The organism is Gemmatimonadota bacterium (assembly GCA_016209965.1).
Classification (GTDB): Bacteria; Gemmatimonadota; Gemmatimonadetes; order Longimicrobiales; family RSA9; genus JACQVE01.
This window is the reverse complement of record JACQVE010000018.1, coordinates 1-12,691: the sequence shown is the minus strand read 5'-3', so window position 1 is coordinate 12,691 and position 12,691 is coordinate 1. Positions and strand designations below refer to the sequence as shown.

At 69.1% G+C, this 12,691-nt stretch carries 11 protein-coding genes and 1 pseudogene; 6 read left to right on the top strand and 6 right to left on the bottom strand.

Annotated features, from left to right (window positions below):
- Positions 1-50: 50 nt before the first annotated feature.
- The 6 genes from HY703_00850 to HY703_00825 form a co-directional block, all read right to left on the bottom strand.
- Positions 51-878 carry a DUF4097 family beta strand repeat protein gene (locus HY703_00850; GenBank protein MBI4543726.1) on the bottom strand — a complete coding sequence of 276 codons (828 nt, stop codon included), beginning with the start codon at positions 876-878 and terminating at the stop codon, positions 51-53.
- Positions 879-909: 31 nt separating this feature from the next.
- Positions 910-1,779, bottom strand: coding sequence for a DUF4097 family beta strand repeat protein (locus HY703_00845; protein ID MBI4543725.1), 870 nt, complete (start codon positions 1,777-1,779; stop codon positions 910-912).
- A gap of 5 nt (positions 1,780-1,784) precedes the next feature.
- Entirely contained in the window at positions 1,785-2,561 is a 777-nt protein-coding gene (locus HY703_00840; GenBank protein MBI4543724.1) for a zf-HC2 domain-containing protein, read from the bottom strand.
- Between the two features lie 19 nt (positions 2,562-2,580).
- Positions 2,581-3,180 carry a sigma-70 family RNA polymerase sigma factor gene (locus tag HY703_00835; protein MBI4543723.1) on the bottom strand — a complete coding sequence of 200 codons (600 nt, stop codon included), beginning with the start codon at positions 3,178-3,180 and terminating at the stop codon, positions 2,581-2,583.
- 155 nt (positions 3,181-3,335) lie between these two features.
- Complete coding sequence (locus tag HY703_00830; protein MBI4543722.1) at positions 3,336-4,547, bottom strand: threonine ammonia-lyase; 1,212 nt, start codon at positions 4,545-4,547, stop codon at positions 3,336-3,338.
- A 71-nt stretch (positions 4,548-4,618) separates the two neighbouring features.
- Positions 4,619-5,290, bottom strand: coding sequence for a DUF3052 family protein (locus HY703_00825; GenBank protein MBI4543721.1), 672 nt, complete (start codon positions 5,288-5,290; stop codon positions 4,619-4,621).
- Positions 5,291-5,571: 281 nt separating this feature from the next.
- Between HY703_00825 and HY703_00820 the strand changes: the two genes are divergently transcribed.
- The 6 genes and pseudogenes from HY703_00820 to treS all read left to right on the top strand — a co-directional run.
- Positions 5,572-5,985 carry a VOC family protein gene (locus tag HY703_00820; protein MBI4543720.1) on the top strand — a complete coding sequence of 138 codons (414 nt, stop codon included), beginning with the start codon at positions 5,572-5,574 and terminating at the stop codon, positions 5,983-5,985.
- A 169-nt stretch (positions 5,986-6,154) separates the two neighbouring features.
- The gene (locus HY703_00815) at positions 6,155-7,000 is read left to right on the top strand and encodes an SDR family oxidoreductase (GenBank protein MBI4543719.1); all 846 of its coding nucleotides are present in this window, start codon (positions 6,155-6,157) and stop codon (positions 6,998-7,000) included.
- A gap of 57 nt (positions 7,001-7,057) precedes the next feature.
- Positions 7,058-8,221: a DNA adenine methylase gene (locus tag HY703_00810; GenBank protein MBI4543718.1), complete on the top strand. Its 1,164-nt coding sequence runs from the start codon at positions 7,058-7,060 to the stop codon at positions 8,219-8,221.
- 184 nt (positions 8,222-8,405) lie between these two features.
- A pseudogene (locus HY703_00805) lies at positions 8,406-8,822 on the top strand (DUF3416 domain-containing protein).
- A gap of 321 nt (positions 8,823-9,143) precedes the next feature.
- Entirely contained in the window at positions 9,144-10,736 is a 1,593-nt protein-coding gene (locus tag HY703_00800; GenBank protein ID MBI4543717.1) for an alpha-1,4-glucan--maltose-1-phosphate maltosyltransferase, read from the top strand.
- Between the two features lie 97 nt (positions 10,737-10,833).
- Positions 10,834-12,691: maltose alpha-D-glucosyltransferase (gene treS, locus HY703_00795; protein MBI4543716.1), on the top strand; the 1,858-nt coding region annotated here is incomplete at its 3' end.

Below are 12,691 nucleotides of genomic sequence, written 5' to 3'. Positions count from 1 at the left end.
GCAGGTGGAGGGAAAGCCAGATACGGACGGCCCCGGCGGGCGCCCGGGGCTCAGCCCGAGCGCCGCAGCCGGATGCCGCCGTTCACAGTGGAGAGGTGCAGCTCGGGGCCGCCCTTGCCGATGCTGCCCTGCAGCCGCCGGGCGCTGGCGCGGCCGACCACAGTCATGGGGAAGTCGGTAGTGAGGTTGCCGTTCACGGTCTGGGCCCGCACGTCCGCGCTGGTTTCCGGCGGCAGACTCAGCGTGATGCTGCCGTTCACGGTGCGGAACTCGAGCGGCTCGCTCCAGCCGGAGCTGCCCAGGGCCGCACGGATCGAGCCGTTGACCGTGCTGGCCTGGCCGAAGCCGCTGGTCGAGAAGTCGATACTGCCGTTCACGGTCTTGAGGTCCAAGCGGCCGGCCAGCGCAGTCGCGTCCACGTCGCCGTTCACGGTGCGGCCCACGAAGTCCAGGCCCGAGGGCAGCCTGACGGTGAAATCGACCTGCACGTCGTTGTTCTGAACGCTCATGCGCCCGCCCCCGCCCGGCCGGCACTCGTTCGGCCGCTTGCCGCGCGGCGTGGGGTAGACGGCGCAGATGGTCACGCCCTCGTCGTGCTCGATGACCTGGATCTCGACCTCCTCCGGATCGCTCCTGCGCCCGCGCTTCAGCGCGGTCACCTCGATATCCTCACTACCCGCCGCCGTGGCGCGAACATCGCCATTAACACCCTTGATCTCGACCGTGCGCCCGGCCGCCAGCCGGCCGCGCCAGTGGAATTGCTCCTGCGCGGCGGGCACTGCCACCAGCGCTGTTGCGTCGGGCGGCACCCCGCCACCGGAGAATCCGGCCGCCGAAGCCGCCGCCATGCCCAGAGCCATGCACTTCCAGCCACACATGGTCGCCCTCCTGTTAAGATCCGCCAGAAACTCAGTCCTTGTTGCGCCCGCGCGCGCCCGGCCGGCGCAGCAGGATCTCGCCGTTGAAGGACTCGAGCTCGAGCCGGGCGCTGCCCGAGCCCAGCACGAAGTTGAAGCGCTTGCCGCCGCGGGCCTCGCGCAGCAGCACCGGGAAGGTGGACTCGAACTCGCCGTTGAAGGTGGCCACCGTGACCGTGGCATTGGCCTTTTCCGCTACCTCGACCCGGACATCGCCGTTGTGGGTCGCCAGGCGGTACCAGCCGCGGTCACGGATGGCGCCACTGTAGGAGATGTTGCCATTGACCGTGCTGGCCACGACGCGGTCGGAATCGATGCGCTCCAGCTCGATGTCGCCATTCACCGTCTCGGCTGAGAGCTCGCCGCGGACATCCACGACCCGGATCCCCTCGTTCACGGTGTTGACCTCGACCCGGCCGCGCGCGCCGGCCAGCTCGATCAGCCCCTCGACGGATCGCAGCGATACGCGGCCGGCGCCGCCGCGCACGCGGATCTCGCCGCGCACGGTCTCGACGCTGACCTCGCCGCCGGCGCCCTCCACAGACACATCGCTGAACGGGGCGGTCACGTACACCGCCATGTGCTGGGGCACGCTCAGGTGGTAGTCGATCGAGCGCTGCGGGCCGTAGCCGCTGGCGGCGTCGACCCGGACCACGGAGGCGGTGCTGCGGATCTTGATGCGGTCGTCGCTGGCATGACTCGCCACAACGCGCACGGCCGGCCGGCCCCAGCTCCGGATCACGACCTCGCCGGCCTGGTTGTCGATTTCCAGGCGAGCGCCGGGCGAGACGGGTATCACGGTGTCCGTCTGCTGCAGCAGCGACAGCGCCGCGAGCGCCGCGAACCCGGCAGTGCCGATCATCGGGACTAGGTCCGGGCCAGCGTCGTCGCCTGACGCAGGAGCTCGATCTTGCGCCTCATCGAGCCGGCCAGGTGCGCATTGAGGTAGGCGCTGGCCGGGTCCTGCGCGAGGGCTCGCCGCGTATCGGCAATGGCCTGGTCAATGATGGCCAGATTCTGCTCCAGCACGCGCACGGTGGCCGTGTCCAGGCGGCCGCGCCCCAGCTCGAGTACGCGCTCGAGCTCGGCCACGGCGGCAAAGTAGCCGGCCGTCGGCGCGGCGGCGGCCGGAGAGGAGACGAGAGTCACGCGGCCGGACGGGGCGGCGGGCGCCGCCCCGGCGACAGGCGGGCGGGCGGCGTCCGGCCCAGGGAGCGCGAGCCAGACGGCGGTGCCCGAGAGCGCGACGAGGACTACGGCCGCCGCTAGCTGCGGGACGCTGAAGCTGTAGCGCGGTCCGGCGCTCAGCCGGCGGCGAAGGGAAGGCCATTGGGCGCGACCCTGGTGCGTCTGCGGATCACCGGCGGAGGCGGCCGCCTGCGCGGTCCGCTCCGCCGTCTCGGCCGCAGGCGCTTCCAACGCGCCGGCCGGCGCCTCGCCCAGCCGGGCGGCGGTGCCCGGCCACAGGTCGGTGGCCGGCGGCGTATCCTCCAGCGTGCGGGCGCGCAAGACCACGGCGCGCAGCTCGGCCAGCGTGTCGGTGCAGCTCTCGCAGGCCGCGAGATGCGCCTCCAGCGCGGTGGCCTCCGCCGCCTCGAGCTCGCCATCCAGGTACTCGGAAAGTCGGTCAGTCCACTCGTCCATGCCGCGAGATCCCAAGCTCTCAAGCGTCCAGGTAGCCGCGCAGCATCATGCGCGCGCGGTGGAGCTGCGACTTCGACGTGCCGGCACTGATGCCCAGCATGCTGCCGATCTCGTCGTGGCGGTAGCCCTCGACATCATGCAGCACCAGTACCTGGCGGGCGCCGGCCGGCAGCCGCTCGACGGCCGCGGCGAAGTCGAGCCGCAGCTCGGTGGGCGCGGCGCGCGCCGCGGTGTGTTCGAGGGCGACGTCGCCCTCGAGATAGCGCCGGCGGCTCAGCAGCAGCGCGGCCCGGCGCGCCAGCAGCGCGCGGATCGCCAGCCGGTAGAGCCAGGTGCCGAACGCGGCCTCGCCCCGGAACGTGCCCAGCTTCTGCCAGGCCCGCACGAAGACCTCCTGGGTCGCGTCGTCCGCCTCGCCCGGACCGAGCATACGCCGGGCGAGGCTGTGGATGCGCGCCACGTGGCGGCGGTACAGGCGCTCGAACGCGCCCGTGTCGCCGGCCGCGGCCAATGCCACGTCCACGGCATCGCCGGCCGGGCCGGCCGCGCCTCGCCCCTCGGTCAGGTTCGCCACTCCGCGAAAATGGGAGCCCGCCGCTACTGCCGCTAGCTCGACCATGCACCCGGATTGGACAGGCGGGCCGTCCAATTGGTTGGAAGCAAGAAGCTGCGACACGCGGCCCGCAGGGGGAAAAGACGCGGGATCATCTGGCGGATCTGGCGGCCGGCGCGCCGCAGTACCAGGACGACTGGTGTGTCCGAGGCAGGGCTTCGCTATACATCCTCCTCCACTCTCAGCCCCTCGGCCTTGAGGAGGCCGACGATCTCCTCCACGTGGTCGCGGCCCCGCGTCTCCAGGTGCATCACGATCTCGACGTCGCCCACGCGGATGTCGGCAAAGGCGCGGCGATGCGCGATCTCCAGCACATTGGCGCCGGTCTCGGCCACAATGCGGGTCAGCCTGGCCAGCGAGCCGGGGCGGTCGGGGACGGTGACCATGAGCCGGACCAGCCGGCCATCGCCGAGCAGTCCCCGATCAATGATGCGCTCCACCATGGTGACATCGATGTTGCCGCCGGAGACCACGGCGGCCACCACGTCGTGGCCGAGCAGCGGGATCTTGCGGCCGATCAGTGCCGCCAGCGGCACCGCCCCGGCGCCCTCCGCCACCACCTTCTGCCGTTCGAGCAGCAGGTGCACGGCGCCCGCGATTTCCTCCTCGCCCACGGCCACGATGTCGTCCACGTACTTCTGCAGCAGAGGGAAGGTGAGCTCGCCGATGCTCTTGGTGGCAATGCCGTCGGCAATGGTCTGGGCGGTCTCGATCTGCACCAGCCGGCCCGCCCGGCGGGAGGCGAGGGCGGAGGCGGCGGCCTCGGCCTCGACGCCGATCACGCGGATCTCGGGGTTGGTGTGCTTGAGCGCAAAGGCAATGCCGGCGATCAGGCCGCCGCCGCCGATGGGGACCACGGCCACGGTCAGATCCGGGACCTGCTCGAGCAACTCCAGAGCGATGGTGCCCTGCCCGGCAATCACCCGCTCGTCATCAAAGGCGTGGACCAGGACCCGCCCCTGCTCCGCCTCCAGGCGCCGCGCCTCCGCGAGCCCGTCGGAGATGGTGGCGCCAACCAGGATCACCTCCGCGCCGTAACGCTGGGTGTTGGACACCTTGATCATGGGGCTGTGCTCGGGCATGACCACGGTGGCGGGAATGCCCAGCCGGCCGCAGTGGTAGGCCAGGGCCTGGGCGTGGTTGCCCGCACTGGCGGTCACTACGCCGCGCCGCCGCTCTTCAGCCGATAGCTGGAGCAGCCGGTTCAGCGCGCCGCGATCCTTGAATGAACCCGTGCGCTGCAAATTCTCCAGCTTGAGGTGCAGCCGCGCGGGGATGAGGTCCGCCAGCGCCAGGGCAGGCGGACAGGGAGTGAAGAGGACGCCCTCGCGCGTCCTCTCGCGGGCGGCCCGGATCTCGGCAATGCTCAACACAGGAGGTTATTTGTAGCGCACAGGGCGCGGGCCCACCAGGGTTCGGCGCAGCCCCCGAGCTGCGGCCCCCGCTAGCGCTGCTTGACCGGCACGACCAGCTTGAGCGCCGTGTGCGTGCCGGAGAAGCGGACCACCTTGACATCCACGAGCCCGGCGTCCCTGGCGGCCGCGATCACCTCCACATCGCGGACCTCGGGCTTGCCCCGGGGCGTGACCACCCAGACCGCGCCATTGGGCTTGACGCAGCGGCGCAGGTGCGGCAGGTGCGCGAGCTCCTCGCGGGTCTCGGCGCGGAACAAAACCATATCGAAGGGCGCATCCTGCGGCACGCTGGGGATGCGAGCGGGCGCGGCGGGGCCGGCGAGGGCGCGGGCAATGGTGTCCACGGAGGTCACGGTGACCTGGGGCTTCTCGGCGCGGAGCTGCTGCCAGAATTCCTCGTCAGGGATGTCGATCACGAGCGCGGCGGCCACGGGCTTGATGTCCAGCTTGTCGATCAGGCTCTTCGGATGCAGGATTCTGTGCGCCCACTTGTCCGCCAGCGGCCCCAGCTCGAAGCTCGCCTCGCCGGCCGCGTACTCGATCGTGAGCCAACCATCGCGCGTGGTCACGCGCTTCATCTCCCGGTAGGGAACGGCCAGGCGGAACTCGCCGCGAAACACGAGCGCGTCCGATTCCAGCAGCAGCTTGCCCTCGGAGCTGCGGCCGGCCCAGCGGGCCGTACAGAAAGCCTGCTGCCCCAACGATCCTCCTCCAGACCCGAGCGTTCAGGAAGAGACCGCTTTCACCCTCCGCACGCCAGGTGCACGAGAGCCGTCGCGTCGCGGACGAGTTCGTCCAACGGCAAAGAGGCAGCCCGCTCCGGCTGCGATCACGACCGGGAGGGCCCTACACACTGCCGCGGGGCCTCGGGAGAGTCAAGCGACCCGCTGCCGCATGCGGGCGCCGGTGCGCTTCTTGTCCGACCTCCGAGGACGGCGTAGCTTGGGCGGACCAAGTAGCCCCACGACCGGAGCAACGTCCAATGGCCGAGCACGAAAGCGCTGCCGCGGCGCAGGGCCTGCAGGCTCTGAGCCTTACGCCCACACTGACGGTCAATGATCTGCAGCGCAGCCTCCGCTTCTACACGGACGGGCTGGGGTTCGCGATCGAGGACCAGACCGAGGTGGAGGGCCAGGTCCGGTTCGTGGTGCTCAGGGCGGGCGCCAGCCGGCTGGGTCTCGCTCAGGACGACTTCGCCAAAGGCCGGGATCGGGTGAAGGGGGTAGGCATGCGGATCTGGGTGGACACCGGCCAGGACATCACCGCGCTCGCTGAGCGCGCGAAGGTCGCCGGGATCACACTGGACAACGGGCCGTCGCCACTCCCATGGGGTCCCATGGGCTTCGCCGTCACGGACCCGGACGGCTTCAAGCTCACCATCGCAAACGAGGCTTGACTCGCCGGCGAACGTTCGATCTCCCGGAAACCGCACCAAACCTACCGCAGACCTGTACGAGCCGCGGGCGGAAGTCGGAAGGCCAGCAACGAAATCCGTGGCGGGGGCTACACTTCAAGCGGTCAGGATCCCCCACTCGAACCGGCAACCCCGCAGAGGAGCGGAGCACATGCTGAAGGAGGAGGCGCTGCGAGGGCGGACGGCGCTGGTGACCGGCGGCGGCTCGGGGTTGGGACTCGCCATGGCCCAGAGGTTCGCCGAGCTGGGCGCCAACGTAGCCATCGCGGGGCGGAACGCCGAGCGCCTGGAGCGGGCGGCACCGGCGATTGACGCGACGGGCGCGCGCGTCTTCGCGCGGGCTACGGACGTGCGCGACTTCGCCCAGGTCGAGGGACTGGTCGAGGGCGTCGTGTCACGCTTCGGCGCGCTGGACGTCCTGGTCAACAACGCGGCCGGCAACTTCCTGGCGGCGACGGAGGATCTCTCGCCCAACGGCTTCAACGCCATCGTGCAGACCGTGCTGTACGGCACCTTCCACGCGACCCTGGCCGCGGGACGCCACATGATGCAGCGCGGCGCGGGTGGCAACATCCTGAACATCGTGACCACCTACGCCTGGACGGGCTCGGCCTTCGTCGCCCCCTCCGCGGCCGCCAAGGCGGGTGTGCTCGCGCTCACCCGGTCGCTGGCCGTCGAGTGGGCGACGTACGGCATCCGCGTCAATGCCATTGCGCCCGGCCCCTTCCCCACGGAAGGCGCCTGGCAACGACTCATGCCCACACCGGAGGTCGAGGCCGAGGCCAGGGCCCGCATCCCCCTGGGCCGCTTCGGCCGGGCCGAGGAGCTGGCCAACCTGGCCGCGTTCCTGGTCTCCGACGCGGCCGCGTTCATCAACGGCGAGTGCGTCACCATCGACGGCGGCGAATGGCTCGCCTCGGGCGGGCTGTTCAACGGAATGACCCGCGCGCCGCGCGCGGAGGTCAAAGACATGATGCGGCGGGTGCGGGGGCGGTAAGACGATCGCGTCAGCTTGTGCCGGGGTTACTGACGATCGGCCGCGTTCCGTGGAGCGATGAGGTATATTGGCAACAAAACGAAGCTTCTCGATTTCATGGGGAGCTTCCTCGATGAGCTGTGCCTCCATGACGGCCGCGCCCTGGACGCGTTCGCCGGCACTGCCAGCGTCGCGAGTTACCTCAAGGCGCGTGGATTCACTGTCGAAGCATGCGACATCATGTCGTTCAGCTACGTGCTTCAACGAGCATACGTTGTTGCGGACGCGTATCCGACTTTTCAAGGCCTTGCTGCTGATCCCGATTTCCGGCGAGTCCGCCGACAGCGCGAATTCGCCAGCGAAGTTGCCTCTCGCTTCGCCGGCCAAGTAGACCTGTTCCCACGTATGAGCGAGGCCACCCGCCATCTTGAGGAGGTGCTCGTCTATCTTGACACTTTCCTACCCCCGAAGCCGTCGTTCATCACACGTCACTTCAGCGCCGACGCCCAAGCCGCCGGCGGCGAGCGCATGTACTTCACCCGCCTTAACGCTGCTCGCATCGATGCCGTGCGTCACAAACTCGAGGAGTGGCGCTCCGCGGGCGCAATAAACGAGGACGAGTATTATATACTCCTGGCCGCGCTTCTCGAGGCGGCCGATGCTGCTGCGAACACGACCGGAGTCTACGCCGCGTACGTAAAAACCTGGCAAGGCAACGCCCAACGCCCGTTGCGCCTCCAGATGCCCGATCTGACCGTGGGCACGCACCGCGCACATCAGGCCCATCAACAGGATGTAGCTGCACTGGTCGGTACCCTTGGTGAACTCACTCTTCTTTACCTCGATCCTCCCTACAACACGCGCCAATACAGTGCGTACTATCACGTACCCGAGCTCATCGCCGAGGGTTGGTTCGAATCGCAACCTGACTTGCGCGGCAAGACAGGTCTCATCCCGAATGACCACAAGAAATCCGCGTGGTCGACGAGAGACGGCTGCGCGCCCGCCTTGGAACGCCTGCTTTCCAAGGTAAACTCGGTCCACGTCCTGATGAGCTACAACAACGAGGGAATAATCCCCGAGACCGAAATCGAACGAATCTTCAGACGATATGGCATTCGCGACACTTACCGGCGTGTCGGGCAGGACTACAAGCGCTACCGCTCCGACAGCGACAGCAACCAACGCCAGTACACCGGAGACGAGGTCACAGAATACCTGTATTACGTCCGCCTCAAGTGAACGCCGTCCGGATTCGCGGCGGCCCCTCTTCGAGAGCTGGCATGCACCGTGGCGGCGAGCGGCGGTGCGCGGAAGACGGGGAGCTGGCGCGGGTGCTGCAGAACGCCACTGGAACGGGTTGTGTAGGAGGCCCCCGGAACGGGCTCATGCCAGACCGGACCGCTCGGCGGCGGGGGGATTAGCGATGCGCGAGAGCAAGAATCGCGTCGTGATCGGGGGGGTGGCCCCCGAAACGGACTGCGGCCGCTTCCCCATCAAACGGACGGTGGGCGAGACCGTGGCCGTCGAGGCCGATGTGTTTGCCGATGGCCATGACGCGGTGGCGTGCGCCCTCCTCTACCGCAAGGAGGGGGCGGCGGCGTGGGCAGAAGCGCGCATGCAGCCGCCGGTGAACGACCGGTGGCGCGGCGAGTTCCAGGTCACCGAGCTGGGGCGGTACCGGTACACAGTGATCGGCTGGGTGGACGCGTTTCGCTCCTGGCGGCGCGACATGGAAAAGCGGGTGGCCGCGGGGCAGGACGTTTCCGTCGAGCTGCTGATCGGGGCGGAGCTGGTCGAGGCGGCGGCGGCGCGGGCGAGCGGGGATGAGGCGGAGCGGCTGCGGGCGCTGGCGGAGAGCCTGCGCACGCCGCCTGCGGCGGAAGCGGAGCGGCCAGGGCAGCAGGGGGGGCGGGTCGGCGCGGGACCGGGCGGAAGTGAGGGCGGGGACGTTCGGCCACCCGAGGCGGAAACCGCCAGCGGCCGTGAGGGCGCCGCCGGGAGCGGGATCGGGATCGGGAGGTTGACCGCGGCCGAGAGCGGAACGAGCGCTGGTGCGGTGAGCGGGAGCGAGGACGTTGTCGCTTCGGGGGCCGGGAAGAACCACGCCGGCGAGAACGACAGTGCAAGCGAGGACGAGCGCGGGGACGGGCCCGGGATCGGGATGGTGACCGGGATCGGGATGGTGACCGAGGTCGGCGGCGGGCCGGGACATACTGTGCCGGGCGATCCCAGGATAGGCATGGCCCTGGGCGCAGAGCTCCTGGCGCTCATGGATGCTTACCCGGACCGGCGGCAGGCCACGACGTACGACAAGGAGCTGGTGGTGGTAGTGGACCGGGAGCGGGCGCGGTTCAGCGCCTGGTACGAGCTGTTCCCGCGCTCCTGCTCGCCCGGGCCGGGGCGGCACGGCACGTTCCGCGACTGCGAGGCGTGGCTGCCGTATGTCGCTGGGATGGGATTTGACGTTCTCTACTTCCCCCCCATCCACCCCATCGGCCGGACCTATCGCAAGGGGCAGAACAACGCGCCGCAAGCGGACCCGGAAGACGTGGGCAGTCCCTGGGGGATCGGCGCGGCGGAGGGCGGCCACACCGCGCTGCATCCGGAGCTGGGCACGCTCGAGGATTTCCGGCGGCTGGTCGAGCGCGCAGCCGAGCACGGCCTCGAGATCGCGCTCGACCTCGCCTTCCACGCGTCGCCGGACCACCCCTGGGTGAGGGAGCACCCCGAGTGGTTCCGGCGCCGGCCCGACGGCACGGTGCAGTACGCCGAGAACCCGCCCAAGAAGTACCAGGACATCTACCCCTTCGATTTCGAGTGCCAGGACGCGCCAGCTTTATGGGGGGCGCTCGAGGGCGTGGTCGACTTCTGGCTCGAGCAGGGGGTGCGCATCTTTCGGGTAGACAACCCGCACACCAAGCCGTTCGCGTTCTGGGAGTGGTTGATCGCCGAGGTGAAGGCGAGACACCCGGAGGTGATCTTCCTGTCGGAGGCGTTCACGCGGCCCAAAGTCATGTTCCGGCTGGCCAAGCTGGGATTCACGCAGTCCTACACCTATTTTGCCTGGCGCAACACACGCTGGGAGCTGGTCGAGTACTTCACGGAACTGACACAGACGGCGGTGCGGGAGTACTTCCGGCCCAACCTCTGGCCGAACACGCCGGACATCCTGAACGAGTACCTGCAGACGGGCGGCCGGCCGGCGTTCGTGGCGCGGCTCGTGCTGGCCGCCACGCTGGGCGCCAGCTACAGCATCTACGGTCCGGCCTTCGAGCTGCTGGAGCGGCGGCCGCGGGAGCCGGGGAGCGAAGAGTACCCTGATTCCGAGAAGTACGAGCTCAAGGCGTGGGACGTGAATCGGCCAGACAGCCTCAAGGATCTGATCACGCGCGTGAACCGCATCCGCCGTGAGAACCCGGCGCTACAGAGCGATCGGGGACTGAGCTTCCACCGGGTGGACAACGAGCAGCTCGTCGCCTACAGCAAACAGACGGCGGACGGCTCGAACCTGATCCTGGCGGTGGTGAACCTGGACCCGTTTCACACGCAGGCGGGGGTCCTGGAACTCCCCATCCAGGAGCTGGGGCTGCCCGCGGACGAGCCCTACCTGGTGCACGACCTGCTCACGGGCGCGCGCTACTACTGGCACGGCCCACGCAACTATGTCGAGCTCCGGCCGGAAGCGGTGCCCGCCCATGTGTTCCGCGTGGCCCGGCGGGTGCGGACGGAGCAGGATTTCGAGTATTACATGTAGTGGCGCGGCGGCGGGAATGGGGAGGGGAGCGGGATCGGCAACGGGAGCGGGATCGGGTACGGGCACGGGTACGGGCACGGGTACGGGCACGGATTACATGGCAACACGGGTGGGACGCAGGGCGCGGCTCGGGGCGGAGCCGAGGGCGGCGGAGGATCCCCTCTGGTACAGGGACGCCGTCATCTACGAGCTGCACGTGCGCGCCTTCTTCGACAGCGACGGGGACGGTGTGGGCGACTTCCGGGGCCTGACCCAGAAGCTGGATTACCTGCAGGACCTGGGAGTCACGGCCCTCTGGGTACTCCCCTTCTACCCCTCCCCCTGGAAGGACGACGGCTACGACATTGCCAACTACACCGGCGTCCATTCCGCCTACGGGTCGCTGCGCGATTTCCGCCTCTTCCTGCGCGCGGCGCACGCGCGCGGGCTCAAGGTGATCACGGAGCTGGTGATCAACCACACGTCGGACCAGCATCCGTGGTTCCAGCGTGCACGCCGGGCGAAGCCGGGCAGTCCGTGGCGCGACTTCTACGTGTGGAGCGATTCACCGGACCGCTACGCTGACGCTCGCATCATCTTCAAGGATTTCGAGCCTTCCAACTGGTCCTGGGACCCGGTGGCGGAGGCCTACTACTGGCACCGCTTTTACGCCCAGCAGCCGGACCTGAACTTCGACAATCCGCGGGTCCACCGCGCCGTGCAGCGGGCCATGGACTTCTGGTTCCGCCTGGGCGTGGACGGGATGCGGCTGGACGCGATCCCCTACCTGTACGAGCGGGAGGGCACCAACTGCGAGAACCTGCCCGAGACGCACGCCTTCCTCAAGGCGCTGCGCCGGCACGTGGACGCGAGGTTCCCGAACCGCATGCTGCTGGCGGAGGCGAACCAGTGGCCGGAGGACGCCGTCGCCTACTTCGGCGAGGGCGACGAGTGCCACATGTCCTTCCACTTTCCGGTCATGCCGCGGCTCTTCATGGCCATCCAGATGGAGGACCGCTTCCCGGTGGTGGACATCCTGGAGCAGACGCCGCCCCTCCCCGAGAACTGCCAGTGGGCGATCTTCCTGCGCAATCACGACGAGCTGACCCTCGAGATGGTGACGGACGAGGAGCGGGACTACATGTACCGGGTCTACGCCCACGAGCCGCAGATGCGGATCAACCTGGGGATCCGGCGGCGGCTCGCGCCCTTGCTGCTCAACAGCCGTCGCAAGATCGAGCTGATGAAGGGGCTGCTGCTCTCGCTGCCGGGCACGCCCGTGCTCTACTACGGCGACGAGATCGGGATGGGCGACAACGTCTTTCTGGGCGACCGCAACGGCGTGCGCACGCCCATGCAGTGGAGCGCGGACCGGAACGCGGGCTTCTCGCGCGCGAACCCGCAGCGGCTGTACCTGCCGGTGATCATCGACCCGCAGTACCACTTCGAGACGGTGAACGCCGAGGCGCAGCAAGACAACCTCAGCTCGCTCTTGTGGTGGACGAAGCGGCTGCTGGCGTTGCGCAAGCGCTTTCAGGCCTTTGGCCGGGGCTCGCTCGAGTTCCTGTACCCGGAGAACCGGAAGGTGCTGGCCTTCGTGCGCCGTTACGAACAGGAGCGGATCCTGGTGGTAGTCAATCTGTCGCGCTTCGTGCAGGCCGCCGAGCTGGACCTGGCCAGCTTCCGCGGCTCGCGCCCGATCGAGTTGTTCGGCGGGACGGAGTTCCCTGCTATCGGCGAGCGGCCCTACTTCCTCACGCTGGGGCCGCACAGCTTCTACTGGTTCGCGCTCGAGCCCGAGCGCGTGGAGCGCGCGGAGCTGGGGCCGCCCGCCGCCGAGCGCCCGCTACTCACGGTGGTCGACGAGTGGGAGAGCTTGCTCCGCGGCGCGGCGCGGGCGCGCCTCGAGCAGGTGCTGCCCGGCTACCTGGCGCCCCGGCGCTGGTTCGCGGGCAAGGCGCGTAGGATCCGGGGCG

Excerpts from the sequence above, each read along its gene's own strand:
- HY703_00840 (MBI4543724.1), bottom strand. The coding sequence starts at position 2,561 with ATGGACGAGTGGACTGACCGACTTTCCGAGTACCTGGATGGCGAGCTC.
- HY703_00815 (MBI4543719.1), top strand. The coding sequence starts at position 6,155 with ATGCTGAAGGAGGAGGCGCTGCGAGGGCGGACGGCGCTGGTGACCGGC.
- HY703_00850 (MBI4543726.1), bottom strand. The coding sequence starts at position 878 with ATGTGTGGCTGGAAGTGCATGGCTCTGGGCATGGCGGCGGCTTCGGCG.
- HY703_00800 (MBI4543717.1), top strand. The coding sequence starts at position 9,144 with ATGGTGACCGGGATCGGGATGGTGACCGAGGTCGGCGGCGGGCCGGGA.
- HY703_00835 (MBI4543723.1), bottom strand. The coding sequence starts at position 3,180 with ATGGTCGAGCTAGCGGCAGTAGCGGCGGGCTCCCATTTTCGCGGAGTG.
- HY703_00845 (MBI4543725.1), bottom strand. The coding sequence starts at position 1,779 with ATGATCGGCACTGCCGGGTTCGCGGCGCTCGCGGCGCTGTCGCTGCTG.
- HY703_00820 (MBI4543720.1), top strand. The coding sequence starts at position 5,572 with ATGGCCGAGCACGAAAGCGCTGCCGCGGCGCAGGGCCTGCAGGCTCTG.
- HY703_00810 (MBI4543718.1), top strand. The coding sequence starts at position 7,058 with ATGAGGTATATTGGCAACAAAACGAAGCTTCTCGATTTCATGGGGAGC.